Annotated in this window: 26 protein-coding genes; 19 read left to right on the forward strand and 7 right to left on the reverse strand. The window is 63.5% G+C overall.

From position 1 onward, the window contains the following. Positions 1-16: 16 nt before the first annotated feature. From obgE to ACHMW7_RS06530, 4 genes are all read left to right on the forward strand, one after another. Positions 17-1,054, forward strand: coding sequence for a GTPase ObgE (gene obgE / locus ACHMW7_RS06515; RefSeq protein WP_395449491.1), 1,038 nt, complete (start codon positions 17-19; stop codon positions 1,052-1,054). Between the two features lie 16 nt (positions 1,055-1,070). Beyond that, a complete protein-coding gene (gene proB, locus ACHMW7_RS06520; protein WP_395451279.1) occupies positions 1,071-2,213 on the forward strand; it encodes a glutamate 5-kinase in 1,143 nt (380 codons plus the stop codon). A 3-nt stretch (positions 2,214-2,216) separates the two neighbouring features. Further along, complete coding sequence (locus ACHMW7_RS06525) at positions 2,217-3,503, forward strand: glutamate-5-semialdehyde dehydrogenase (RefSeq protein WP_395449492.1); 1,287 nt, start codon at positions 2,217-2,219, stop codon at positions 3,501-3,503. Positions 3,504-3,648: 145 nt separating this feature from the next. Continuing rightward, positions 3,649-4,245, forward strand: a complete 597-nt coding sequence (locus ACHMW7_RS06530) for a nicotinate-nucleotide adenylyltransferase (RefSeq protein WP_395449493.1) — start codon at positions 3,649-3,651, stop codon at positions 4,243-4,245. Positions 4,246-4,344: 99 nt separating this feature from the next. Here the strand turns inward: ACHMW7_RS06530 and ACHMW7_RS06535 are convergent, their stop codons facing one another. Next, positions 4,345-5,175 carry a helix-turn-helix domain-containing protein gene (locus ACHMW7_RS06535; protein WP_395449494.1) on the reverse strand — a complete coding sequence of 277 codons (831 nt, stop codon included), beginning with the start codon at positions 5,173-5,175 and terminating at the stop codon, positions 4,345-4,347. Between the two features lie 337 nt (positions 5,176-5,512). Here ACHMW7_RS06535 and rsfS point away from each other — a divergent pair, with 337 nt between their 5' ends. The 9 genes from rsfS to ACHMW7_RS06580 all read left to right on the forward strand — a co-directional run bounded on the left by rsfS (position 5,513) and on the right by ACHMW7_RS06580 (position 13,704). Then, positions 5,513-5,890 carry a ribosome silencing factor gene (rsfS, locus tag ACHMW7_RS06540; RefSeq protein WP_395449495.1) on the forward strand — a complete coding sequence of 126 codons (378 nt, stop codon included), beginning with the start codon at positions 5,513-5,515 and terminating at the stop codon, positions 5,888-5,890. Positions 5,891-5,907: 17 nt separating this feature from the next. Further along, positions 5,908-6,390: a 23S rRNA (pseudouridine(1915)-N(3))-methyltransferase RlmH gene (gene rlmH, locus ACHMW7_RS06545; RefSeq protein ID WP_395449496.1), complete on the forward strand. Its 483-nt coding sequence runs from the start codon at positions 5,908-5,910 to the stop codon at positions 6,388-6,390. A gap of 120 nt (positions 6,391-6,510) precedes the next feature. Next, positions 6,511-7,830, forward strand: a complete 1,320-nt coding sequence (locus ACHMW7_RS06550) for a murein hydrolase activator EnvC family protein (protein ID WP_395449497.1) — start codon at positions 6,511-6,513, stop codon at positions 7,828-7,830. 1 nt (position 7,831) lies between these two features. Further along, positions 7,832-9,160: a S41 family peptidase gene (locus ACHMW7_RS06555; protein ID WP_395449498.1), complete on the forward strand. Its 1,329-nt coding sequence runs from the start codon at positions 7,832-7,834 to the stop codon at positions 9,158-9,160. Between the two features lie 221 nt (positions 9,161-9,381). Further along, the gene (locus tag ACHMW7_RS06560; protein WP_395449499.1) at positions 9,382-10,533 is read left to right on the forward strand and encodes a divergent polysaccharide deacetylase family protein; all 1,152 of its coding nucleotides are present in this window, start codon (positions 9,382-9,384) and stop codon (positions 10,531-10,533) included. Between the two features lie 6 nt (positions 10,534-10,539). Continuing rightward, a complete protein-coding gene (locus ACHMW7_RS06565) occupies positions 10,540-11,058 on the forward strand; it encodes an RNA pyrophosphohydrolase (RefSeq protein WP_395449500.1) in 519 nt (172 codons plus the stop codon). A 293-nt stretch (positions 11,059-11,351) separates the two neighbouring features. Then, complete coding sequence (gene rnk / locus ACHMW7_RS06570) at positions 11,352-11,768, forward strand: nucleoside diphosphate kinase regulator (RefSeq protein ID WP_395449501.1); 417 nt, start codon at positions 11,352-11,354, stop codon at positions 11,766-11,768. Positions 11,769-11,845: 77 nt separating this feature from the next. Beyond that, complete coding sequence (locus tag ACHMW7_RS06575) at positions 11,846-12,388, forward strand: nucleoside-diphosphate kinase (RefSeq protein ID WP_395449502.1); 543 nt, start codon at positions 11,846-11,848, stop codon at positions 12,386-12,388. Positions 12,389-12,447: 59 nt separating this feature from the next. Beyond that, positions 12,448-13,704, forward strand: a complete 1,257-nt coding sequence (locus ACHMW7_RS06580) for a D-amino acid dehydrogenase (RefSeq protein WP_395449503.1) — start codon at positions 12,448-12,450, stop codon at positions 13,702-13,704. A gap of 2 nt (positions 13,705-13,706) precedes the next feature. Here ACHMW7_RS06580 and ACHMW7_RS06585 read toward each other — a convergent pair whose 3' ends face one another. The 3 genes from ACHMW7_RS06585 to ACHMW7_RS06595 all read right to left on the reverse strand — a co-directional run bounded on the left by ACHMW7_RS06585 (position 13,707) and on the right by ACHMW7_RS06595 (position 15,871). Beyond that, positions 13,707-14,108 (reverse strand): VOC family protein, encoded by a 402-nt coding sequence (locus ACHMW7_RS06585; protein ID WP_395449504.1) that lies wholly within the window; start codon positions 14,106-14,108, stop codon positions 13,707-13,709. 4 nt (positions 14,109-14,112) lie between these two features. Next, complete coding sequence (locus ACHMW7_RS06590) at positions 14,113-14,742, reverse strand: transcriptional regulator (protein ID WP_395449505.1); 630 nt, start codon at positions 14,740-14,742, stop codon at positions 14,113-14,115. Positions 14,743-14,989: 247 nt separating this feature from the next. Beyond that, positions 14,990-15,871 (reverse strand): LysR family transcriptional regulator, encoded by an 882-nt coding sequence (locus tag ACHMW7_RS06595; RefSeq protein WP_395449506.1) that lies wholly within the window; start codon positions 15,869-15,871, stop codon positions 14,990-14,992. Between the two features lie 296 nt (positions 15,872-16,167). Between ACHMW7_RS06595 and ACHMW7_RS06600 the strand changes: the two genes are divergently transcribed. Next, positions 16,168-17,664, forward strand: coding sequence for a CoA-acylating methylmalonate-semialdehyde dehydrogenase (locus ACHMW7_RS06600; RefSeq protein WP_395449507.1), 1,497 nt, complete (start codon positions 16,168-16,170; stop codon positions 17,662-17,664). Between the two features lie 51 nt (positions 17,665-17,715). Here ACHMW7_RS06600 and ACHMW7_RS06605 read toward each other — a convergent pair whose 3' ends face one another. Together ACHMW7_RS06605 and ACHMW7_RS06610 are read right to left on the reverse strand one after the other, a co-directional pair. Then, positions 17,716-17,943 (reverse strand): helix-turn-helix domain-containing protein, encoded by a 228-nt coding sequence (locus ACHMW7_RS06605; protein WP_395449508.1) that lies wholly within the window; start codon positions 17,941-17,943, stop codon positions 17,716-17,718. 1 nt (position 17,944) lies between these two features. Then, positions 17,945-18,493: a hypothetical protein gene (locus ACHMW7_RS06610; protein WP_395449509.1), complete on the reverse strand. Its 549-nt coding sequence runs from the start codon at positions 18,491-18,493 to the stop codon at positions 17,945-17,947. A gap of 81 nt (positions 18,494-18,574) precedes the next feature. On the opposite strand from ACHMW7_RS06610, the gene ACHMW7_RS06615 reads away from it, so the two are divergent. Next, positions 18,575-19,171: a hypothetical protein gene (locus ACHMW7_RS06615; protein ID WP_395449510.1), complete on the forward strand. Its 597-nt coding sequence runs from the start codon at positions 18,575-18,577 to the stop codon at positions 19,169-19,171. A 173-nt stretch (positions 19,172-19,344) separates the two neighbouring features. Next, positions 19,345-19,665 (forward strand): hypothetical protein, encoded by a 321-nt coding sequence (locus tag ACHMW7_RS06620; RefSeq protein ID WP_395449511.1) that lies wholly within the window; start codon positions 19,345-19,347, stop codon positions 19,663-19,665. Positions 19,666-19,681: 16 nt separating this feature from the next. On the opposite strand, the gene ACHMW7_RS06625 is transcribed toward ACHMW7_RS06620, so the two are convergent. Continuing rightward, a complete protein-coding gene (locus ACHMW7_RS06625; protein WP_395449512.1) occupies positions 19,682-20,329 on the reverse strand; it encodes a GntR family transcriptional regulator in 648 nt (215 codons plus the stop codon). 115 nt (positions 20,330-20,444) lie between these two features. Between ACHMW7_RS06625 and ACHMW7_RS06630 the strand changes: the two genes are divergently transcribed. The 3 genes from ACHMW7_RS06630 to ACHMW7_RS06640 are packed head-to-tail and all read left to right on the forward strand — an operon-like array spanning position 20,445 to position 23,643. Further along, positions 20,445-21,338, forward strand: coding sequence for a dihydrodipicolinate synthase family protein (locus tag ACHMW7_RS06630; RefSeq protein WP_395449513.1), 894 nt, complete (start codon positions 20,445-20,447; stop codon positions 21,336-21,338). A 31-nt stretch (positions 21,339-21,369) separates the two neighbouring features. Further along, positions 21,370-22,623: an NAD(P)/FAD-dependent oxidoreductase gene (locus ACHMW7_RS06635; RefSeq protein ID WP_395449514.1), complete on the forward strand. Its 1,254-nt coding sequence runs from the start codon at positions 21,370-21,372 to the stop codon at positions 22,621-22,623. Positions 22,624-22,641: 18 nt separating this feature from the next. Continuing rightward, on the forward strand, positions 22,642-23,643 hold the full coding sequence (locus ACHMW7_RS06640; RefSeq protein WP_395449515.1) for a 4-hydroxyproline epimerase: 1,002 nt from the start codon (positions 22,642-22,644) through the stop codon (positions 23,641-23,643). Positions 23,644-23,837 lie beyond the last annotated feature (194 nt).

Consider the following 23,837-nt stretch of genomic DNA (forward strand, 5'->3'; position numbering starts at 1 on the left):
AGAAACGAACAGTCCGATGAAATTTCTCGACCAGGCCAAGGTATACATCCGCTCCGGCAACGGCGGTGCCGGTGCGGTGTCGTTTAGGCGCGAAAAATTCATCGAGTTCGGTGGACCCGACGGTGGCGACGGCGGCCGTGGCGGCGACGTCTGGCTTGAGGTCGTCGATGGCCTGAACACGCTGATCGACTATCGCTATCAGCAGCATTTCAAGGCGCAGACCGGTATTCACGGCATGGGCCGCAACATGACCGGTGCCAAAGGCGCCGACATCATCCTGAAAGTGCCTGTCGGCACGCAGGTCTATGAAGAAGACAACGAGACGCTGATCTGTGACCTGACCCTTGTCGGGCAGCGCTACCTGCTGGCCAAGGGCGGCAATGGCGGCTTCGGCAACCAGCATTTCAAGACCTCGACCAACCAGGCGCCGCGCCGCGCCAATCCCGGCCTGGATGGCCAGGAAATGTGGGTCTGGCTCAGGCTCAAGCTGATCGCCGATGCCGGCCTCGTCGGCCTGCCCAATGCCGGCAAGTCGACTTTCCTCGCCTCCGTCACCGCGGCCAAGCCCAAGATCGCCGACTATCCGTTCACCACCTTGCATCCGGGCCTTGGTGTCGCGCGCATCGACGCGCGTGAATTCGTCATTGCCGACATCCCCGGCCTGATCGAAGGCGCGCATGAGGGCGTCGGCATCGGCGACCGTTTCCTCGGCCATGTCGAGCGTACGCGTGTGCTGCTGCATCTCGTTTCGGCGCAGGAAGAAAACCCTGGCAAGGCTTACAAGGTCGTGCGCGGCGAGCTCGAGGCCTATGGCCACGGGCTGACCGACAAGATCGAGATCGTGGCGCTCTCCCAGGTCGACACGCTCGACCCGGATGAACGCAAGAAGAAGGTCGCGTCGCTGAAGCGCGCCGCCGGACGTGCGCCGATCCTGCTTTCGGCTGTTACCCGCGAGGGCGTCGAAGAGACGTTGCGTTCCCTGATGAGCGTGGTCGAGGAAGCGCGGCAGGCCAGCGGCGACGTGGCCCCCTCCGACGCGCGCTGGACCAAGTAGGCCGACCCCGATGACGATCCCTTCGCTGAAGACCTACAAGCGGATTACCGTCAAGATCGGCTCGGCGCTGCTTGTCGACCGAACAACCGGCCTGAAGCGGGAATGGCTCGCTTCGATGGCCGACGACATCGCGACGCTGGCAGAGGCCGGCGCCGACGTGCTGGTGGTGTCGTCGGGGGCCATCGCGCTCGGCCGCACCATCCTCGGCCTTGGCAAGCGCGCGCTGAAACTCGAGGAGAGCCAGGCTGCGGCTGCCGTCGGCCAGATCGCCCTTTCGGGCGCCTGGGCCGAGGAACTCGGCCGCAAGGGACTGAAGTCGGGCCAGATCCTGGTGACGCTCGGCGACACCGAGGAGCGCCGGCGCTATCTCAATGCGCGCGCCACCATCTCGACGCTGCTCAAGATGAATGCGGTGCCTGTCATCAACGAAAACGACACGGTGGCGACGAGCGAAATCCGCTATGGCGACAATGACCGTCTCGCGGCACGTGTCGCAACGATGATGGGTTCGGACCTGCTGGTCTTGTTGTCCGACATTGACGGGCTCTACACCGCCCCGCCGGCTCGTGACCCGAATGCGAAGTTCATTCCCGTCGTCGACCGCATCACGCCTGACATCGAGGCGATGGCGGGTGCTGCGGCTTCCGAGCTGTCGCGCGGCGGCATGCGCACCAAGCTCGATGCCGGCAAGATCGCGACTGCCGCGGGCACCGCGATGATCATCACTGCCGGTACGCGGCTATCGCCCCTGATGGCCATCGAGCGTGGCGAGCGCGCCACCTATTTTCGGCCCAGCGGCAATCCGGTCAAGGGCTACAAGACCTGGATCGCCGGCCAGCTCGAGCCGGCAGGACGGCTGACGGTCGATGCCGGCGCGGTCGGCGCCCTTCTTTCGGGCAAGTCGCTGCTGCCGGCCGGTGTGAAGCTTGTCAGCGGTAATTTCTCGCGCGGCGACACGGTGGCGATCCTGTCGCCCGAGGGCCGCGAGATCGCGCGCGGGCTGGTTGCCTATGACGCTGCGGATGCCGTAAGGATCGCTGGGCTGAAGACGACTGAGATCGAGACCGTTCTCGGCTATGAGGCGCGCTCGGCGATGATCCATCGCGACGACCTCGTGGTCAGCCACGCGGATAAGGTTGCGGTGCAAGCGGAAGGGTAAGACATGCTGAAGGCGCATGAGAAGTCCCATGAGGATACGGCGCGGCTGATGGCTGAGATCGGCCGCAAGGCTCGTGCCGCCGCCCGCCCACTCGCCATCGCCTCCGCCGAACGCAAGCATGCTGCTCTCATCGGCATGGCCGAAGCCATCCTGCACCGCGAGCACGAGATCCTCGACGCCAACGCCATCGACGTCAAGAACGGCGAGGAGGCTGGCCTTAGCGGCTCTTTCATGGACCGTCTCAAGCTGACGCCCGGCCGCATCCGCGACATGGCCGACGGCATCCGGGCGATCGCCGAACTCAGGGATCCGGTCGGTGAGGTCATCGCCGAATGGGACCGGCCCAACGGGCTGCATATCGAGCGCGTGCGCACGCCGCTTGGTGTCATCGGCGTGATCTATGAGAGCCGCCCCAACGTGACAGCCGATGCCGGTGCCTTGTGCCTGAAGGCCGGCAATCCGGTGATCCTGCGCGGCGGTTCGGACTCGCTCAATTCGTCGCTGGCGATCCATGCCTGCCTGGTCGAAGGGCTGAAGTCGGCGAAGCTGCCCGAAGACGCGATCCAGCTCGTGCCGGTGGCCGACCGCGCAGCGGTGGGCGAAATGCTCAAGGGCCTGTCGGGCAATCTCGACGTCATCATCCCACGCGGCGGCAAAAGCCTGGTCGAGCGCGTGCAGAACGATGCGCGGGTGCCGGTCTTTGCCCATCTCGAAGGCATCTGCCATCTCTATATCGACAAGTCGGCCCAGCTCGACATGGCGGTGGGCATTGCCGTCAACGCCAAGATGCGCCGCACCGGTATCTGCGGTGCCGCGGAAACGCTTCTGGTCGATCGCGCGGTGGCTTCGACACATCTGGTTCCGGTGCTTGAGGCGCTGCGCAAGGCAGGTTGCGAGATCCATGCCGACGAGCAGGTCCTTGCGGCCTTCACTGACGCCAAGCCCGCGACCGACGCCGATTGGGTGACGGAGTATCTCGACGCCATCATCTCGGTGAAGCTTGTCGACGGTGTTTCAGGCGCCGTCGAGCATATCGAGACGTTTTCTTCGCATCACACCGAGGCGATCGTCGCCGAGGACGCCAAGGCCGTCGAACGCTTCTTCAACGAGATCGACTCGGCGATCCTGCTGCACAATGCCTCGACGCAATTCGCCGACGGCGGCGAGTTCGGCATGGGCGCGGAAATCGGCATCGCCACCGGCAAGATGCATGCGCGCGGGCCGGTCGGTGTCGAGCAACTGACCTCGTTCAAATACCGCGTGCGCGGTTCCGGCCAGGTGCGGCCGTGATGGGATTACCCTCCCCCTTGTGGGGAGGGTGGCGAGCAAGCCGGGTGGGGGTAATAAACTGACGTCAGAGGCACCCCCACCCCGCTCCGCTGCGCGGATCGACCCGCCCCACAAGGGAGAGGGTGTCGCTTCGCAATATCTGCGCATGCCGCATGCGATGAAGGGCATGCAGGTCGGGCTGTTCGGCGGTTCGTTCAATCCGCCGCATGCCGGTCATGGCCTCGTTGCCGAAATTGCCATGCGCCGCCTGCAACTCGATCAACTCTGGTGGATGGTCAGCCCAGGCAACCCGCTGAAGAGCACGCGCGAGTTGGCGCCACTGGCAAAGCGCATCGAGCTGTCGCAGGCGATCGCCGAAAACCCGCGCATCAAGGTGACTGCCTTCGAGGCTGCGCATCATGTGCGCTACACCGCCGACACGCTGGCGCTGATCAAGGCGCGCAATCCGGGCGTCGATTTCGTCTGGATCATGGGGGCCGACAATCTGCGCGACTTCCATCGCTGGCAGCGCTGGCGCCAGATCGTGATGACCTTTCCGATCGCCGTCATCGACCGCCCTGGGGCGACGCTGTCGTTCCTGTCGTCGGTTGTCGCCAAGACCTTTGACTATGCGCGTGTCGACGAAGGCGATGCGCCGCGCCTGGCGCGGATGAAGGCCCCGGCCTGGACCTTCATCCACGGACCGCGTTCCCTACTGTCGTCGACAGCGCTGAGGAACGGGACCGCCAAGGACAAGTCCTAAAGTGTTTCGGTTTTTTCTTCGAAACGCGAAAACACTCTATCTCTTTGTTTTGCGCAATTCCGGACGGAAAACCGCTGCACACTTTTCCCTGGAATTGCGCTAGCTCTTGATCGGAATCCAGAGTTCGTAGCCGCCATTGCCCGTCGCCGGGTCGAAGCTCTCGGGGTAGAGTTCGAAGTTGGGGCCGTCGGCGGCTTCATGTCCCGATGTGGGCAACCACTTGCTCCATACCGTGTGGGTAATGCGGCGGATCATCGAGATGTGGTCGGTGGTGGCGAACACGGCATAGCGCTGCGGGGCGATGCGCAGGCGGCTGTATTCCGATGTCAGATCCGCGAAATCCTTGACCTCGACGCCGGCGATGTATTCGAAGCTGTCGTCGTCGAAGTTGCAGCAGACGCCGTAGCCGACATAGCTCTTCTGGCCGGGCACGCTGCCGAAATGCGGGCCGAAGCGCTGCCAAAGCGACGGGATCGCCAGGCTCGTCTCGCTGGTGTAGCGCTGGCCGAAGCCGGCGATGAGCAAGGGGCCACCGTCGACAAAGCGCGACGGGGCAAGGTTTTCGACAAAGGTTTCGTCCATTTTGAGAGGCTCCATGCATTCGGGCTGGGAAACGGTGCCGTGCGCGCGCACCTCCTCGGGCGTCTGCCCGAAGCGGTCGCGGAAGGCCCGGGTGAACGCCTCATGCGAGCTATAGCCGGCGTCGAGCGCGACTGCCAAAATGTCGGGCGCGCCCTTGGCCAATGCGTGCGCCGCGTCTGTCAGGCGGCGGGCTCGGATGTATCCCATGACCGAATGGCCCGTGGCTGCAGCGAAGGCGCGAGACATGTGGAAGCGCGAGACGCCGCCGGCTGTGGCGATCTCGTCCAGCCCGATGTCGCTGAGGTAGTGGCTTTCGATGTACCAGATGGCTTTTTGTACGGGGGTCATTGGTCTTTCCGGCATGAGGACGCCCCCGATATGCCTGCTGCCGGGGCGGTCCATTTGATCGCGCTTGCTGCACAGCGCTTTTTTTGCGCCGATGTCGATGTCAAAACGAGGCCCTTCGCCTTGATCCAGCTCGCCTTGTTGGCCAAGCCAGTCGTGCGTTGACCCGCAGGAAAGTCGTGCACGGGCACCCCTGAGCGATCAACTTGTTGGCGCTTGTCTTGAAACTGTAGCCCAACTCTGCCTATCTAATTGGTGTCGCCCGAGTTCAGGGTGATTTGGTTGTTCCTGTCGGAAAGGAAAGACACTGAGAACAGCACTGCGGAAGAAGGCGGAAATCATGCCTTCGCCGGCCGGGATAGGCGAATTCGACGCTGTCGCCCGCGCCATCAAGACAGTCCTTGACAGTCTGGAAGACTCCAAGGCCGAAAACATCGTCTCCATCGACATCCAGGGCAAGTCGAGCCTAGGCGACTACATGGTCATCGCCTCGGGTCGATCGCACCGTCATGTCGCGGCGGTTGCCGATCATCTCCTCACAGCGCTGAAGGATGCCGGTCTCGGCACTGCCCGCGTCGAGGGGCTGTCGGGCGCCGACTGGGTGCTGATCGATTCAGGCGATATCATCGTCCACATCTTCCGGCCTGAGATCCGCGAGTTCTACAATCTTGAAAAGATGTGGCAGGCGCCGGATCTCGAAGAAGAAACGGTTCACTGAACCGTTAGAAGCCAGGGATGAAGATAGCGATACATGCCGTGGGCCGGATGAAAGCCGGCCCTGAGAAGGAACTCGCCGATCGCTATCTCGACCGGTTTTCGAAAAGTGGCGGCCCGCTTGGCTTCGACTTTTCCGGGGTCACCGAGATTGCCGAAAGCCGCGCGCAGAATGTCGATGAGCGGCGGCGCGAGGAAGCCGACCGGCTGCGTGCCCAGATGGCGCCAGGAACCGCGCTGGTCCTGCTCGACGAGCGTGGCAAAAATCTCTCCTCGCAGCAGTTTGCCGACAAGATCGCGTCGCTGCGCGACGGCGGCCAGCGTGGGCTGATGATCGCCATTGGCGGCCCCGATGGGCATGACGAGGCGTTGCGCAGCGAGGCCCAGTTGCTGATTTCCTTCGGTGCCGCGACCTGGCCGCACCAGATGGTCCGCATCATGCTCGGCGAACAGCTTTATCGCGCCGCGACGATTCTTTCGGGACATCCCTATCATCGCGCCTGAACGCCCGGAATTCGACAAAATGCATGGCAAGTTTGCCGGCGCGGCGACCGATGCCAACATGGTTGATGGTTCGTTAACGGTGGCGCCGCTAAGGTGGCAGGCATACAACCGGATCATTGCATGGCGCGGAATTCTCCAGTGAAGGCGTGGCTATCGCCGTGTCGTGGCCTCGCCGCGGCAGGGCTGATCGCGCTTGCCTGCGCAGCAGCTTCCGCCCAGGTCGGCCCGCCGGTGCCTGATCCGGCGCTGACAAGGTCGGTCTACGAAAGTGTCGCGCGTGACATAGAAGTATCTGCCGAGCGGCGCGAGAAGCTGGCGGCCGAGATCGCCCAGGTGAAAAAGGACCATGCCTCGATCACCGCAGCACTGATCCAGTCCGCCAAGACCGAACGCAAGCTCGGCCAGGACATCGAAGACATCGCCAGCAAGCTCGAAGGGCTCAAGGAGCAGGAATCGGGCATCCGCACCTCGCTCAACATGCGCCGTGGCGTGCTGGCCGAGGTGCTGGGCGCGCTGCAGCGCATGGGCCTCAATCCGCCGCCGGCGATCCTGGTCAAGCCGGAAGACGCATTGTCGTCGATCCGCAGCGCCATCCTCTTGGGTGCCGTGGTGCCCGAACTGCGTTCGGAGACCGAGATATTGATGGCCGATCTCAAGGAGCTGTCGCGGGTGGTTGCCTCGATCGAGGCGGAGCGTGACCGCCTGACGACGGCAATGACGGCGCAGGCTGGGGAAAAGGCGCGACTCGACCTGCTGCTCGAAGCCAAGAGCCGGCTGCGCGGCGAATCCGAGATCGCACTTGCCGAAGAAACGAAAAAATCCACCGAACTTGCGGCGCGGGCCGAAAGTCTCAAAGATTTGATTGCCTCGCTCGACAAGCAGGCAGCGAAGAAAGCAGCCGACGCGGAGGCTGCAAGAAAGCAAGCCGAAGACGCTGCCAAGGCAGCAAACGAACCTGTCGTGGCGGTGGTGCCCGAAGCCAACCAACTTGTTGCTTCCGCACCGTTTTCCGTGCTCCAGGGGCAGGTCGCCCTGCCGGTCACCGGGCGTATAAAACGCCGCTTCGGGGCCGATGACGGCATCGGCGGAACCATGCTTGGGGACATGGTTGCGACACAATCCGGCGCCATCGTGACCGCTCCGGCGGATGGAAGTGTTCTTTATGCGGGGCCTTTCCGCTCCTATGGTCAACTCTTGATCCTCAACGCCGGCGACGGCTATCATGTCGTCTTGGCGGGGATGAGCAGAATCAGCGTCGCGCCGGGTCAGTCCGTACTAGCAGGCGAGCCGATCGGTGCGATGGGTGAGGCGAGGGTGGCGAGCACCTCTACCTCCGACAATGCAAATGCGACGCCGGAGCTCTATGTCGAGTTCCGCAAGGATGGAAAACCCGTCGATCCGACCCCGTGGTGGGCGGACCGCACCTCTGGAAGGACATGAAATGATGCGTAAACTGTCGCTTCTGCTTGCCGGAGCGCTGATGGGAGGCTCAGCCATGAGCCTGGTGTACGGTGCACCTGGCTCGACGGCGAATGCGGCAGGCTCCGAGACCTACCGCCAGCTCGCCATCTTCGGCGATATCTTCGAACGGGTGCGCGGCCAGTATGTGACCCCGCCGGACGAAAAGGCACTGATCGAAAACGCCATCAACGGCATGTTGACCTCGCTCGATCCACATTCGTCATATCTCAACGCTGAAGCCGCCAAGGACATGCGCGTCCAGACCAAGGGCGAGTTCGGCGGCCTCGGCATCGAGGTGACGATGGAAAACGAACTGGTCAAGGTCATCACCCCGATCGACGATACTCCGGCCGCCAAGGCTGGCGTTCTTGCTGGCGACTACATCTCCAAGATCGACGGCGAAGAGGTTCGTGGCCTGACGCTGAACGACGCGGTCGAGAAGATGCGCGGCCTGATCAACACGCCGATCAAGCTGACGATCCTGCGCGAAGGTGCTGACAAGCCGATCGAGCTGTCGATCATGCGCGACGTCATCAAGGTCAAGGCGGTCAAGTTCCGCGTCGACAACGACGTCGGCTATCTGAAGGTGACCTCGTTCACCGAAAAGACCTTCGATGACCTGCAGAACGCGATCTTGACGATCAAGAAGCAGATCCCGGCTGACAAGCTGAAGGGTTACGTGCTCGACCTGCGCCTCAACCCCGGCGGCCTGCTCGACCAGGCGGTCAGCGTGTCCGACACCTTCCTTGACCGTGGCGAGATCGTTTCGACCCGTGGTCGCGATCCGAAGGACATCACCCGCTTCGACTCGCGCCCCGGCGACGACATCGGCGGCAAGCCGCTGATCGTGCTGATCAATGGCGGTTCGGCGAGTGCGTCGGAAATCGTGGCCGGTGCGCTGCAGGATCTTCGCCGCGCGACGGTGGTCGGCACGCAGTCCTTCGGCAAGGGTTCGGTGCAGACCATCATCCCGCTGGCCGAGAATGGCGCGCTCCGGCTGACGACGGCGCTCTATTACACGCCGTCGGGCAAGTCGATCCAGGGCAAGGGCATCACGCCCGACATCAAGGTCGACCAGCCGTTGCCGGCAGACCTGCAGGGCCGCGACGTGACGCGTGGCGAATCCGAGCTCAAGGGCCACATCAAGGGCGCCGAGGAGAGCGACAAGGGTTCGGGCTCGGCAGCCTATGTGCCGCCGGAGCCAAAGGATGACTTGCAGCTCAACTATGCGCTGGAGCTGCTGCGTGGGCAAAAGACCGATCCGGCCTTCCCGCCCAATCCCGACAAGGCGGTGATGAACCAGCAGTAAAACCGCTCGGCGCCAGCCCTTTGGGCTGGTTGCTCGATCGATGCAATGCGATGCTGCCGGGACCGCAAGGTTCCGGCAGTTTGATTCGGGGAGGCTGGCATAGAGCGCCGTGCGTCCGAAAGGACGCACAAAGGATGCTCTAAGTGATTGAATCTGCGCATCGTGCTTCCCGAGAATCGGATCCGATTTTCGGGCCGATGCGCTAGGCCACAGGGCGCGGCGTGGTGCAGATCGAAAAAGAAATCGACCGTCCGCTCGGACAAGCATCTCGCCGCCCAGCTGGCAAGCGCTTCGGCTGGCTACGCAAGGGGCCGCTGTTCGCTGGCCTGTGCGTCGTGGTGCTGGTGGCGGCGTCGGCTTCGATCGCGCTTCGCCAAAAGCCCTTTCGCACGCCAGAAGTCGTTGCGGTTTCAACGCCCGAGACCGTCGCAGCACCTCAGCCCGTGGCCAAGCCGAAACCGGCCACAGCACCGACCACTGGCGGCCCGGCAATCATCCGCGTCAATCCGCCGGCAGGCGAGGGCGGGGCCGTGGTGATCCGCGATCCATCCGCTGTCGGACAGAATGTGCGCATTGCCCATTTGCCGGAAAAGGCGCTGATCGAAGACAGTGCGAGCGGGCCGCTGCCGATCCGGGCAGCCGACGGGCGACGCCCGTTCGATGTCTATGCCAGGGCCTGGTCGGGCGCGCGCGGGGCGCGGGTGGCGATCGTCATTGGCGGGCTCGGCCTGTCGCAGACCGGAACCCAGACGGCGATCGGCAAGCTGCCGCCGGAGATCACGCTCGGTTTTGCGCCGCAGGGCAACAGCCTCGGCCGCTGGATGCAGGCGGCGCGGCGCGAGGGCCACGAGATCGTCATGCAGGTGCCGCTCGAGCCGTTTGACTTTCCCAACGTCAATCCGGGTCGCAACACGCTGACGGTCGAGGCAAGTTCCGACGAAAACCTCAAGAACCTGCGTTGGACGCTGTCGCGGACGACCAACTACACTGCTGTCATGAACTACATGGGCGCGCGCTTTTCGACGAGCCCGGAGGCGATGGGCGCGATGATGGCCGAGCTCGGCAAGCGCGGCATCGGCTATGTCGACGACGGCTCCTCGGCGCGCAGCCTGGCGCCCGAGCTGGCGCTCAAGAACGGCGTGCCGTTCGCCGCCGGCGACGCCATCATCGACGGCGTGCAGGATCGCGGCGCGATCCTCAACAAGCTCGACGAGCTGGAACGCATAGCGCGCGCCAAGGGCATTGCCATCGGTACCGGCAACGCATTCGACGTCACGGTGGATGCCGTGACCTCATGGGCAAGCGAGGCGCGCAAGCGCGGCATCGAGATCGTGCCGATCTCGGCTGTCGCGAGCGACCCTGAACGAGGATAGGAATTGATGTCAAAGACCAGGATCGCACCTGAAGATCTGCCTTATCGGCCTTGCGTCGGCATCATGGTGCTGAACGCCAAGGGACTGGTCTGGGCCGGGCGCCGCATCGCCGAGCCGGACAGCGAACTGTCGAACACCGATCAATTGTGGCAGATGCCGCAAGGCGGCATCGACAAGGGCGAAGAACCCTATCCGGCAGCGGTGCGCGAGCTTTACGAAGAAACCGGCATGCGCAATGTGACGCTGCTTGCCGAGGCGCCCAACTGGATCAATTACGACCTGCCGGAGCATTTGCTGGGCATTGCCTTCAAGGGCAAGTATCGCGGCCAGACGCAAAAATGGTTCGCGTTCCGTTTCGAGGGCGAGGAAGACGAGATCGCCATCGACCCGCCTCCCGGCGGACATTCGGCCGAGTTCGACCGCTGGGCCTGGAAGCCGATGTTTGAGCTGCCGGAACTGATCGTGCCGTTCAAGCGCAGGGTTTATGACGAGGTCGTTGCGGCCTTCAGGCATCTGGCGGGCTAGTCGCAAAGCCACCGCCCTTGACAAGCCCTCCCGGGTCGGCGACCCTTGGGCATGTGCATTTACGCTCATATTGGCAGCTTTGCCCTGTTTCGGGTCTGCCCCATCGCGGGATCTTAGCCCCAGCTCGGTCGCTATGCGACGTCCGAGCCTGCGGGGCCTTCTTCAATGCATGAAATCATGACAACCGGGCCGCGTAGCGGAACGGTCTGAACCTTTGGGCACGTCCGCTTGCGCGGACGGACCGGTCGCGCGCTTTTCATGCGCTGGCCGGATGAGAATCTATGAGGCATCCATTGCGCCAGAATATCAAGCCGCGCCGCGAACATGAGATCGTGGTGAGCGAAAGCGACTATGCCAGGCTGACCGGCCTTGCCGAGTCCAGCCTCGAACGCCTGCCAGGCATTGCCGAGGAGCTGCTCTCCGAAATGGAACGCGCTAAGGTCAAGCCGTCGAGCCGCATTCCGGCTAACGTCGTCCGCATGGGGTCGACGGTGACGTTCCGCAGCGGCGATGGCGAGGTCAAGACGGTGACGCTGGTCTATCCCGGCAAGGCCGATATCGCCGAAGGCAAGGTCTCGATCCTGACGCCGGTGGGTGCTGCCCTGATCGGCCTTCGCGAAGGCCAGTCGGTTGCCTGGACGTCGCGCGACGGCCGCCGTCTCGAACTTGAGATCGTTGCCGTCGAAGCACCGGGCGCCGACGCCAATTGACGGGCGCAAGCCTGCTCTAGCCAAATTGCGAACCATGCCAGTGCAGTGGCAATGCCCGGCACTTGCGGAGATATGTCATGTCCAAATGTCAGTTGACGACCAAGGATTTCGCCATCGTCAAGACGATGCTCGACCGCCTGGCCTGGTCGGGCGGTCCGCTGGTCGCACTGTTGCGCCGCAAGCTCGCCTCGGCCCACGTCGTGTTTTCGAACGAGGCCGATGCCGACGTGGTGACGCTGAACAGCCGCGTCACCTTCAGCGTCGACGGTGGCGCGCCCCACACCCGGATCGTCGCGCATGGGCCGATGGACGGCATGGTCGGCCAGATCATTCCAATCACCGTGCCGCGTGGCCTGGCGCTGCTTGGCCTGCGTAAGGGCCAGTCGATCATTGTCGACTGCGGCCGTGGCGCGACCGAGACCATCCGCGTCGACGAGATCCACTACCAGCCGGAGGCGGCGCGACCGGGAATCGCCGCACCGGACGTCCAGCCCGGCACGTCGGAGCGCCGTTTCCCTGTGCTGGTGTTCAGTGCCGGTGAAGCACAACCTCTTGGCGTGCCGAGAAAAATCCGGCACATCTCAGGCAATGGCGACGACCCAGGCCCCACGGCGGCCTGACCGGCGTCTGCGAGTTTGTGCATGCCCCCACTAGCTGGGGTGATGCATCTGGGGGCGCAATGAAGGTCATAGTCGTCGGCGGCGGCGTCATCGGGGTGACGACCGCCTATTATCTCGCCGAGGCCGGGCACGAGGTGGTCGTCTACGACCGTCAGAAGGGGCCGGCGCAAGAGACCAGCTACGCCAATTCAGGCGAGATTTCTTCCGGCTGTGCCTCGCCGCTGGCGGCACCCGGCGTGCCGCTCAAGGCGCTGAAATGGCTCGCCATGAAGGACGGCCCATTTTCCGTCCGGCCAAAATTCGACCCCAAGATGTGGATGTGGCTGGCCAGGATGCTGCGTAACTGCACGACGGAACGTTACGCCACAAACAAGTCGCTGATGGTGCCGCTCGCCGAATACAGCCGCGACATGCTGCGGGTGCTGCGCCAAGGCACCGGCATTGCCTATGACGAACTCAGCCATGGCACGCTGCAGCTGTTTCGTACCCAGGAACAGCTTGACGGCATCGCACCGGACATTGCCGTGCTCGACAAGTTCGAGGTGCCATACGAGATCCTTGACGCTGCCGGTTGCATTGCGGCCGAACCTGGCCTTGCGGGTGCGCGCCACGACATCACCGGTGGCCTGCGCCTGCCTGACGACGAGACCGGCGACTGCCGATTGTTCACCGAGCGTCTGGTCGCGTTGTGCACCGAGCGTGGCGTCGTCTTCAGGTTCGGCAAGAATGTCTACTCACTGCCGCAGTGGGGTGGGAGGTTACATCAGGCCGTCACCGACGATGGGATCGTTCCGGCCGATGCCTTTGTGCTGGCGGCGGGCAGCTATTCCGAACGCTTCATGCGCAAGCTGCACCAGCGTGTCCCGCTCTATCCGCTCAAGGGCTATTCGTTGACGGTGCCGATCGCCGATGCAGGGGCCGCGCCTGTTTCGACCATCATCGACGAAACCTGCAAGGTCGCCATCACGCGGCTTGGCGACCGCATCCGCGTCGGCGGCACGGTGGAGATGTCCGGTTTCGACCTGACCCTGCATGAATCGCGCCGCGCGCCATTGGAGCAGTCGCTGCGCGAGCTGCTTCCCGGCGCTGGCAACCTGCGCGAGGCGCATTTCTGGTGCGGCTTGCGGCCAATGACGCCGGATGGTCCGCCGATATTGGGCCGGACGAAGCTGCCGAACCTGTTCATCAATACCGGCCACGGCATGCTTGGCTGGACCATGGCCTGTGGCTCGGGAAAAATCCTCGCCGACATGATCTCCGGACGCGAGCCGGAGATCGACATCAGTGGGCTTGGCCCCGAGCGCTATTGGGCCTGAGCCTACGCGACCTTCTTCAGCGACCGCGGCGCTTCCGCCGACTGGTACATCGAGATGGCGTGGCCGTCGGGATCGGCGAATTCGGACGACCAGCCGCCTGGCGCGTGACTCACCGGCGTGACGATGGTCACGCCCTTGCCGGCCAGCGCCGCGACGATGTCGTCGATGCCGCCGTTGGCGATCTCGAAGACGATGATCGGTGAGTTGCCCGGCCGCGATTCCATCTCGAAGAAGATCAGGTCGACGCCGTTGGCGGTGTTGGCAATGAGCCAGTCGCCTCCTGTATCGGCGTCGCCTTCCATGCGCTTGATATCGAGGCCCATGACGTCGCGATAGAACGCTTCCGTCTTGTTGATGTCAGAGACGTAGTAGCAGATGTTGCCGAGTTTGCTTTTGCCGAACATTTGGTCACTCCGTGATTTCGGTTGCACGTCTGTTGAGTTGCCGTGCGGCCGGGTTTCGTGAGGTGCCGATGACAAAAAGATGCCCGTCGGGATCATGGCTGGCGAGCAGGGCGCCTGGTTGCTTGGCCAGGGCGAGCAGGGAGCGCCTGATGCTGCCGAAGGCCAGCGCGCCGGTCAGGCCGGGAATTTCTGCAACGGGCTCACCGCCAAAGGCCAGCCAGCGCTTACGAATTTCGGCAATGCGCTGCCGAAGCGCCGGATCGGCCAAGTTCTGCAGCCAGGCGATTTCCTGCCTGGTGTGACCAGTCAGAGCTAGCAGCGTTGTCGTGCGCAGGCTGGGCGGCAGGGTCGCGACGAACCGCACCGGCGCGGTTTCGCCGTGGGTTGATTCGCAACTGCCGACTGCGAATGGCGCCTCACGCCTCCGGCGCCGGAGCGCCGAACGCGCGTCAAAGGCGGCGCGGCGACGTAGCGCGCCTTCGAGCCAGCGCCGGTTTTCTATCTTCGACAGGTCGGTGCGCCCCGCTTCGACCGCCGCGACAAGGACCGTCTGCAGCAAGTCCTCGGCCTCGTCGGCGCGTCGTGTGGCGCGCCGGGCCTTGCGCAGCAATTCTGCATAGGGGCGGGGCAGCAAAGCCGTTTCCTCGTATGGAGCACGTGCATGACCCGAAAATCGGAGTCGATTTTCGCTGGGATCATGCACAGTTCAAAATGCTACAGCGTCCTTTGCGCGTCCAGTTGGACGCGCGGCGCTGTAATGTTAGCGGATGTGCGAGATTGTCGGAAGGGCTTCGAGTGCTGGGCCTGAATGGACGCGCTGCGCTCCGAATTTTTTGCGGTGCATCGGCCCGAAAACCGGAGCCGATTTTTGGGCGGATGCGTCAGATAAACAGCGCCCGTTCGCGTTCCACCGACTTGGTGATGAAACCCGCCACTGTCTGGATACGGCGCAGCGGCCGGACGGACTCGTGATAGACCAGCCAGTAGGCGCGGCGGATCGGCGCAATCGCCGTCACCGGCACGATCTCTGCAATGGTGCGGGCAATGAAGGTGTGCAGGATGCCGATGCCGGCGCCCGAGCGCACCGCCTCGACCTGGCCGAGCGCGGACGAGATCGAAAAGGCGGATTCCCACAAAGGGCTGAACTCGGCAGCGTAGTCGAGCGAGGGGCTGACCACGAGGTCGGGCACGTAACCGATCAGGCGATGGCCGGACAGTTCGTTGCGCGAGGTGGGCAAGCCGTGTTCTTCGACATAGGCTCGAGATGCAAACAGGCCGAGCGAATAGTCGACGAGCTTTGCCGCCACCAGCCGGCCTTCGCTCGGCCGTTCGGTGGTGATGGCGATGTCGGCCTCGCGTCGGGACAGTGAAAAGGTGCGCGGCACTGGAACGAGTTGAATGCGCAAGTCGGCATGCTGGGCGGTCAGCGTCCCCAGTCGCTGCGCCAGGAAGGCGACGCCGAAGCCGTCGGGCGCGCCGATGCGCACGGTGCCCGATACCTCGTCGCCTTCGCCTGAGATCTCGGCGCGGGCGGTCAGCATGTCGGCTTCCATGCGCTCGGCGACTTCGAGGAAACGCTCGCCGGTCGGCGTCAGCTCGCTGCCGGTGGTCAGCCGCCGGAAGAGTTTTGTCTTCAAGGCCTCTTCGAGTGCCGCGACGCGCCGCGAAACCGTTGCGTGGTTGAGCTCCAGCCGGCGCGCCGCGCCAAGGATCTGGCCGGTGCGCGCCACCGCGAGGAAGATGCGGACGTCATCCCAGTTCATCGAAGGCCTCCATTGCGGACGTCGTTCCTCGCCCGCTTACGAAGAGAGGATGCCGGCAGGCAGGTGAGGGGGCAAACCTGGTCTTGCCAGAAAGCGCTGCCCTTCATCCGGCCCTTCGGGCCACCTTCTCCCGGTAAGAACGGGTCAAGGAAAGACCGCACCCTACTATGCATGAAATCGCATTCAAGATCCTCTTGGTGTTTATTTTCTGCACAACGGTTGCGTTCGCCCTCGCGTTGCATATGCGCGCGTTAAGCGGGACAATGAGCCATCAACAAGCAACTGGGAGAGAGACGATGGTCGATTACGGTCATTTCATCGGCGGCAAGCATGTCGCTGGCACCAGCGGACGCAAGCAGGACGTTCTGCAGCCGATGGACGGCTCGGTGCGCGCCACCGTGGCGCTTGCCTCGGCGCAGGAACTGCGCGCCGCTGTCGAAAACGCCAAGGCAGCGCAGCCCGCCTGGGCCGCCACCAACCCGCAGCGCCGCGTACGCGTGCTGATGCGCTTCCTCGAACTGGTCAACAAGGAATACGACGCGCTGGCCGAGCTGCTGGCGCGCGAGCACGGCAAGACCATCGCCGACGCCAAGGGCGACATCCAGCGCGGCCTCGAAGTGGTCGAAGTCTGTATCGGCGCCCCCCACATGATGAAGGGCGAGTTCACCGACGGCGCAGGCCCCGGCATTGACGTCTACTCGATGCGCCAGGCGCTCGGCGTGGTCGCCGGCATCACCCCGTTCAACTTCCCGGCGATGATCCCGCTGTGGAAGATCGCACCGGCGATCGCCTGCGGTAACGCCTTCATCCTGAAGCCGTCCGAGCGCGATCCGGGCGTGCCGATGCGCATCGCCGAACTGTTCCTCGAGGCGGGTCTTCCGGCCGGCATTCTCAATGTCGTTAACGGCGACAAGACGGTCGTCGACGCGATCCTCGACGATCCCGACATCAAGGCCGTCGGCTTCGTCGGCTCGACGCCGATCGCGCAGTACATCTACAGCCGTGGCTGCGCCAACGGTAAGCGCGTGCAGTGCTTCGGCGGTGCCAAGAACCACATGATCATCATGCCCGACGCGGACATGGACCAGACCGTCGACGCGCTGATCGGCGCCGGCTACGGCTCGGCCGGCGAGCGCTGCATGGCGATATCGGTTGCCGTGCCTGTCGGCCACGACACCGCCGAGCGTCTGATGGAAAAGCTGATCCCGCGCGTCGAGAGCCTGAAGGTTGGTCCCTCGACCGACTCGTCGGCCGATTTCGGCCCGGTGGTGACGCGTGAGGCGCTCGAGCGCATCAAGGGTTACGTCGACATCGGCGTCAAGGAAGGCGCCAAGCTCGTCGTCGACGGCCGCGGCTTCAAGATGCAGGGCTACGAGAACGGCTTCTACATGGGTGGCTGCCTGTTCGACAACGTCACCGCTGACATGCGCATCTACAAGGAAGAGATCTTTGGCCCGGTGCTGTCGGTCGTTCGCGCGCCAAACTACGAGAACGCCATCAAGCTCGCCAACGACCACGAGATGGGCAATGGCGTTGCCATCTTCACCCGCGACGGCGATGCGGCCCGCGATTTCGCATCGCGTGTCCAGGTTGGCATGGTCGGTATCAACGTGCCGATCCCGGTTCCGATTGCCTACTACACCTTTGGCGGCTGGAAGGCTTCGTCCTTCGGCGACCTGAACCAGCATGGTCCGGATGCGTTCCGCTTCTACACCAAGACCAAGACGGTCACCTCGCGCTGGCCGTCGGGCGTGAAGGACGGTGCCGAGTTCGTCATCCCGACGATGAACTGATCGTCTCGTCGCCATCGAGACAAAGAGAGCGGGCGCCCTTGGGCGCCCGTTTTACGTTTCGTCTTCTTCTTCCGGCCCCGGTTTGTATTCCAGCAGGTCGCCTGGCTGGCAATCGAGTTCGGCGCAGATGCGCGCCAGCGTCGAAAAGCGCACGCCGCGCACCTTGCCGGATTTGAGCAGCGACAGGTTCTGTTCGGTGATGCCGACCTTGGCGGCGAGCTCCTTCGAGCGCATCTTGCGGCGCGCCAGCATGACATCGAGATTGACGACGATCGGCATGTCAGACGAACCGCTTGTTGTCGTCGTCGATCTCCGAGGCCACTGAGAGCAGATGGCCGAAGACGATCAGTATGCCCGACAGGATCACGGCGAGCAGTTCGTGGGTGCCGAAGCTGATCGCCAGGAAACGCTGACCGACAGGCATGTCGAGGCTGACGATCAACGAAACCAGAGGCGGTGCCAGCATCATCGCAATGGCATTGGCAAGGAAGGCGACGCCCGAGAGCCGCATCAAGCGTGCGCTCTCGGCACCGACGATGTCATGCAGTGCGATTTCGCGGAACGCCCGCCGCAGCGTCTGCAGTGCCCAGATCAGCAGCCCTGCCTGAGCGAGAAACGCCGTCGCCAGCAGCAGGACAGTTGAAGCCGACAGCTGCGCCGGCTTGGGAAGCGCGAGCCTTTCGATGACGAAATTGCCGATCCAGGCCGGGTCCGACCAGGCCAGCCACAGGCCGTAGGCGACAAACAAGGCAGCGATGCCCATCAATGCCGAGATCAGCATCTCCATCCGTCGGCTCAGCAGCCGGGCACGTTCGCGTGCAGCCTTCATTTCTCGCCTCTTCAAATTCTGTTTGCAAAAATTATCGTAAAACAATAAGTCAACGCTGTCAAACAACCATGTGGAGACGGCATGACCACTCATAGACGTTCGATTGCAGCGCTGGCCGGGCTGCTGGCGCTGTCGGGCTGCGCCTCGCTCAACCCGATGGCACTGACCAAGCTTGCGGGTCTTGATCCACTGGAGATCGCACCGGAACAGATCAGCGTTGCGGCCGTGATGCCGGTTCCGCTCAGGCTGCGCACCGGCGATGTGGTGCTGCATTTCGTCATGGATGCGCCAGCGCCCTATGGTCCGATCAACGAAACGCTGCCGCTCGAGATCGTCGCCGGCGACAATGCGCCAGGGGTCTCGGCCAGTCCTTCCTTCGAACGAATCCAGGTCGCCCGCGTCGCCGAGGCCGATAGGGCCCGGCTGGCTGCGGCGCAGGCCAAGGCGCGCGCTTTCAAGGCGACTGGCAGGAAAGACGGCAAAGGCAGCATATCGGTGACGATCGCTGGCGGTTGCCGCGACGGTGCAGTCAACCCGGGGCCGCTGATGGCGGAGATCTACATGCGCAGCAAGACGGACGAACGATACTTTCCGCTGATGTCGTCTCTGAACCTCAGGAAACTGGTGAGCGACGCGGCCATCGCCAAAATGCCAGCCTGCGAAGCCGCGAAAGGCTGAGGTGCCGCTGCTTGTCCCCGGCGTTGGCGTGTCAGGCTGCCGGAGCTACAGCTTCATGTCTGTTTGTCAGAGCAAGCGATTGATCAGCCCCATGCGCCGGGCCTTCTGCGGGTCGTTCGTGTTAGAATGTGCCGTTACCTTTCCGCACAGATGCGGCGGCAAGGAGGTGCCGAATGGCACTCGTGGTTGCATGTCGTCGAAGCTGGCTGGGAGCGTTCAGCACGGTGCTGATGTTGTCGGCCACTCCAGCCGTCGCCCAGCTGTTTTGCAGCGACCACGACGCGATCGTCGCGGGTCTGACGGACGATTTTCATGAGCGACGCCTTGGATACGGCGTTGCCAGCGACGCCGCCATCATCGAAATCTACGTCTCTGACGATGGCACCTGGACCGTGTTGATGTCGGACGTCAGGGGACGCAGCTGCGTGCTCGCCGCCGGTGATGGCTGGGAGAACTCAGCAGATGCCGTGCGCGAAGCCTACCCCAGGCATTGATTTGCCACATGCGGCATCACCGCGTTGCTGCCGCTTCGGCGTGGGCGCGCAACATCGACATCAGCCGTTCGGCCTCCTGGGCGGCGCCGTCCTCGTCATGCTCGAGAATGGAACGGATCAGCGCGACATGATGTTCGGCCGACGCGGCGAGCCCGGTGTCGCGCTGGTAGCGGAACCAGAAGCGGCGGCTGTGGGTCTGCAAGGGGGCTGCGAGGCGCGCGGCGAAGTCGTTGTCGGCGGCGAGGGCGAGTGCCTCATCGAGCGCCTTGTCGGCTTCGAGGAAGCCGAGCACGTCGCCTGACAACACCGCCTTCTGCATCGCAAGTGCTGCGGCATGGAACTGGTTGGCGGCGTCGCGGGTGACGAAACGGGCCGCCGAGCGGGCAAGAACCTGCTCGATGCCGCGGCGTGCGTCGAGCACGCGCAGCCAGTCGCCGGGGTGCAGCGGTGCGATCGCCAGCCCGGCGCGCGGCCTGATTTCGACCAACCCTTCCCAGGCCAGGCGCTGTATCGCTTCGCGCACCGGTGTGCGGCCGAGACCGAGCCGATCGATCAGTCCGCCTTCAGTGGCAATGCTGCCGGGCGCGAGTTCGAGGGTAACGATCAGCCGTTCCAGCTCAAGATAGGCTCTCGTCGCAGCCGGTTCCAGTTTCTCAGCTTGCATGACCGAATCTCTTGAAAGCGCAATGATATATTTTTGATATATCAGATGCGAATGCCAATTGACAACGTTGGCCGCTTCGTCATATATCAGTGATATATCAGACGGAGAAAGCGCTATGTGGGCCGGAGTCATCCCAGCAGTCACCACCAAGTTCACGGCGGACGATCGCCTCGACCATGCCGAAATGGAGCGCTGCTTTGCGCTGCAGATGGAGGCCGGATGCGACGGCCTGATCGTCGCCGGCTCGCTCGGCGAAGGCCCGATGTTGTCGCATGACGAGAAGATCGAAGTCCTGAAGACGGCCCAGAAGGTCGCCGCCGGCAAGCCGGTGCTTTTGACCGTCAACGAGGCCGGCACCCGCGAAGCCGCAGCCATCGCCAAGCGTGCCGCCAAGGAAGGCGCATCCGGACTGATGGTCGTACCGAGCCCGATCTACCACACCAATGCGGAAGAGACGGTTGCCGCCCTTCGCGCCGTTGCCGAAGCTGGCGATCTGCCTGTCATGATCTATTCCAACCGGCTCGCTTATCGCGTCGACGTCACCGTCGACCAGATGGAAGAGCTGGCGTCGGACAAGCGCTTTGTTGCGGTCAAGGAATCGTCCGACGACATCCGCCGCTCGACCGAGATCATCAATCGCCTGGGCAATCGCTACGACCTTTTCACCGGCGTCGACAACCTTGCCTTCGAAGCACTTTCGGTCGGTGCCATCGGCTGGGTCGCCGGCCTGGTCGTTGCCTTCCCGCGCGAGACAGTTGCGATCTACCAGCTGATGAAGCAGGGCCGGCGTGAAGAGGCACTTGCCATTTATCGCTGGTTCCGTCCGCTGCTCGACCTCGATGTGTCGACCTATCTGGTCCAAAACATCAAGCTGGCGGAAGTGCTGGCGATCGGCTCCAATGACCGCGTGCGTATGCCGCGCAAGCCGCTGTCGGGCGAGCGCCGCAACGCGGCCGAAAAGATCATCAAGGACGCCCTGGCCGTTCGCCCGGTGTTGCCGAAGTTCTGATCGGGGAAGAACGCTTCGGGGGAGGCATGGCATGAATACAGCAGTCGACGAGATCGACATCGCCATCATCGGTGCCGGCATTGTCGGCATCGCCGCGGCTGCCTATCTCGTCGATGCTGGTCGCAAGGTGACGGTGTTCGATCGCACCGGCATCTGCGAGGAAACCAGTTCCGGCAATGCCGGTGCCTTCGCCTTCTCCGACGTGTTGCCGCTCGCCCACAAGGGCATGATGCGCAACGTGCCAAAATGGCTGGCCGATCCACTCGGCCCGCTCACCATTCCGCCCGCCTATCTGCCAAAACTCGCGCCATGGCTCTACCGCTTCTGGCGCGCCGGGGCGCCCGCCAACTACGAGGCGAGCCTCGCCGCGCAATCCGGGCTGATGAAACTCGCCGAGCAGGAATGGGCCTCGCTGATGGCGCGCTCCGGCACCGGCGCGATGCTGCGCGAGGATGGCTCGCTCGAACTCTATGAGAGCGAGGCGGAATTCAAGGCGGCGTTGCCAAGCTGGGCGGCGCGTGACCGTTTCGGCATTGCCTACCAGCATCTCGAAAAGCGCGAGCTTGCCGGCTATCAGCCCGGGCTCGCCGACCGCTTCATCCGTGGCACCTTCGTGCCCGGCTGGAAGACGGTGTCCGACCCGAAAGATCTCGGCAAGACGATCTGGCGCCACGCCGAAGCCAACGGTGCGGCCTTCGTCAAAGGCGATGTCGGGCTTGTCAGGCTGACCGGCGACCGGATCCTGATCCAGCTCAAGCAGGGCCGAACGCTGTTCGCCCGCCAGGTGCTCATCGCCGCCGGCGCTTGGTCGCATCTGCTGGCGCGCCAGCTTGGCGACGTCGTTCCGCTCGAAACCGAGCGCGGCTACAACACCACACTTCCCACTAGTGCCTTTGACGTGAAGCGCCAGCTGATCTTCTCAGGTCATGGCTTTGTCATCACCCCGCTCGCCACCGGTGTGCGCGTTGGCGGCGCGGTCGAACTCGGCGGACTAGCCCGCGCGCCGAACTATGCCCGCTCGAAGGCGATGCTGGAGAAGGCAAGACAGTTCCTGCCGGGGCTCGATCCCTCCGGTGGGCGCGAATGGATGGGTTTCCGGCCGTCATTGCCCGACTCGCTGCCGGTCATCGGTGGCTCGCGAAGCCATCCCAATGTCCATTACGCTTTCGGCCACGGCCATCTCGGTCTGACTCAAGCGGCGGCCACCGGCCGGCTGGTGCGCGACCGCATGCTCGGCCAGAAGCCGGCTCTCGATCTCGCCCCCTTTTCGGCACAACGTTTCTGACGCAAGGTATCTCCCATCATGGCGCGCCATTCCTTCTTCTGTATCGACGGCCATACCTGCGGCAACCCGGTGCGGCTGGTGGCTGGCGGCGGCCCCCGCCTCGACGGCTCGACGATGATGGAACGGCGGGCGCATTTCCTCGCCGAATATGACTGGATCCGCACCGGGCTGATGTTCGAGCCACGTGGCCATGACGTGATGTCGGGCTCGATCCTCTATCCGCCGACGCGCGAGGATTGCGACGTCGCCATCCTGTTCATCGAGACTTCTGGCTGCCTGCCGATGTGCGGCCATGGCACCATCGGCACGGTGACGATGGCGATCGAGCACGGGTTGATCAAACCGAAGACTCCGGGCACGCTGCGCCTCGACACGCCAGCCGGCCTCGTCATCGCCGAATACAAGCAGGTTGGCGATTATGTCGAGGAGGTGCGCATCACCAACGTGCCGTCCTTCCTCTATGCCGAGGGGCTTTCGGTCGAGTGCCCGGTGCTTGGCGAGATCAAGGTCGACGTCGCCTATGGCGGCAATTTCTACGCCATCGTCGAGCCGCAGGAAAGCTACCGCGACATGGCCGACCATACGGCCGGCGACTTCATCGCCTGGAGCCCTGTCGTGCGCCAGCGCCTCAACGAGAAATACTCGTTCGTCCATCCTGAAAATCCCGGCATCAACCGGCTCTCGCACATGCTGTGGACGGGTGCGCCGAAGCATGCCGAGGCGCATGCCCGCAATGCTGTCTTCTACGGCGACAAGGCCATCGACCGCTCGCCTTGCGGCACCGGAACGTCGGCGCGCATGGCCCAACTCCATGGCAAGGGCAAGCTCAGGGCGGGCGACGATTTCGTGCACGAATCGATCATCGGTTCGCTGTTCAAGGGGCGGGTCGAACGCGAGGTTGAAATGGCCGGCAAGAAGGCGATCATTCCGTCGATCGGCGGGTGGGCGCGGATGACCGGATTGAACACCATCTTCATCGATGACCGCGATCCGTTCGCGCATGGATTCATAGTCAAATAGTCGTATGGCAGGGAGCTGGAGCAGCCAATATGTCTAGACATTCTTAGGAAAGAGGTCATCGGCAAGACGCAAGGAACTGTTGCGATTGCGTATTTGGGCGCTACATTCTTCGATCATGGCGCGCAAAATCACCGGAATCGGCAAAGACATTGCGTTGAGCCAATGATAGGTTTCGCGATAGTCCAGGGCCTGGA

Origin of the sequence: Aminobacter sp. UC22_36 (assembly GCF_044056035.1) — a bacterium.
GTDB lineage: Bacteria > Pseudomonadota > Alphaproteobacteria > Rhizobiales > Rhizobiaceae > Aminobacter.

Bases quoted from the DNA above. Each gene is read 5' to 3' on its own strand.
- obgE (WP_395449491.1), top strand. From the start codon at position 17: ATGAAATTTCTCGACCAGGCCAAGGTATACATCCGCTCCGGCAACGGC.
- ACHMW7_RS06525 (WP_395449492.1), top strand. From the start codon at position 2,217: ATGCTGAAGGCGCATGAGAAGTCCCATGAGGATACGGCGCGGCTGATG.
- ACHMW7_RS06530 (WP_395449493.1), top strand. From the start codon at position 3,649: ATGCCGCATGCGATGAAGGGCATGCAGGTCGGGCTGTTCGGCGGTTCG.
- ACHMW7_RS06535 (WP_395449494.1), bottom strand. From the start codon at position 5,175: ATGACCCCCGTACAAAAAGCCATCTGGTACATCGAAAGCCACTACCTC.
- rsfS (WP_395449495.1), top strand. From the start codon at position 5,513: ATGCCTTCGCCGGCCGGGATAGGCGAATTCGACGCTGTCGCCCGCGCC.
- rlmH (WP_395449496.1), top strand. From the start codon at position 5,908: ATGAAGATAGCGATACATGCCGTGGGCCGGATGAAAGCCGGCCCTGAG.
- ACHMW7_RS06550 (WP_395449497.1), top strand. From the start codon at position 6,511: ATGGCGCGGAATTCTCCAGTGAAGGCGTGGCTATCGCCGTGTCGTGGC.
- ACHMW7_RS06555 (WP_395449498.1), top strand. From the start codon at position 7,832: ATGATGCGTAAACTGTCGCTTCTGCTTGCCGGAGCGCTGATGGGAGGC.
- ACHMW7_RS06565 (WP_395449500.1), top strand. From the start codon at position 10,540: ATGTCAAAGACCAGGATCGCACCTGAAGATCTGCCTTATCGGCCTTGC.
- ACHMW7_RS06575 (WP_395449502.1), top strand. From the start codon at position 11,846: ATGTCCAAATGTCAGTTGACGACCAAGGATTTCGCCATCGTCAAGACG.
- ACHMW7_RS06580 (WP_395449503.1), top strand. From the start codon at position 12,448: ATGAAGGTCATAGTCGTCGGCGGCGGCGTCATCGGGGTGACGACCGCC.
- ACHMW7_RS06585 (WP_395449504.1), bottom strand. From the start codon at position 14,108: ATGTTCGGCAAAAGCAAACTCGGCAACATCTGCTACTACGTCTCTGAC.
- ACHMW7_RS06595 (WP_395449506.1), bottom strand. From the start codon at position 15,871: ATGAACTGGGATGACGTCCGCATCTTCCTCGCGGTGGCGCGCACCGGC.
- ACHMW7_RS06600 (WP_395449507.1), top strand. From the start codon at position 16,168: ATGGTCGATTACGGTCATTTCATCGGCGGCAAGCATGTCGCTGGCACC.
- ACHMW7_RS06605 (WP_395449508.1), bottom strand. From the start codon at position 17,943: ATGCCGATCGTCGTCAATCTCGATGTCATGCTGGCGCGCCGCAAGATG.
- ACHMW7_RS06610 (WP_395449509.1), bottom strand. From the start codon at position 18,493: ATGAAGGCTGCACGCGAACGTGCCCGGCTGCTGAGCCGACGGATGGAG.
- ACHMW7_RS06615 (WP_395449510.1), top strand. From the start codon at position 18,575: ATGACCACTCATAGACGTTCGATTGCAGCGCTGGCCGGGCTGCTGGCG.
- ACHMW7_RS06620 (WP_395449511.1), top strand. From the start codon at position 19,345: ATGGCACTCGTGGTTGCATGTCGTCGAAGCTGGCTGGGAGCGTTCAGC.
- ACHMW7_RS06625 (WP_395449512.1), bottom strand. From the start codon at position 20,329: ATGCAAGCTGAGAAACTGGAACCGGCTGCGACGAGAGCCTATCTTGAG.
- ACHMW7_RS06630 (WP_395449513.1), top strand. From the start codon at position 20,445: ATGTGGGCCGGAGTCATCCCAGCAGTCACCACCAAGTTCACGGCGGAC.
- ACHMW7_RS06635 (WP_395449514.1), top strand. From the start codon at position 21,370: ATGAATACAGCAGTCGACGAGATCGACATCGCCATCATCGGTGCCGGC.
- ACHMW7_RS06640 (WP_395449515.1), top strand. From the start codon at position 22,642: ATGGCGCGCCATTCCTTCTTCTGTATCGACGGCCATACCTGCGGCAAC.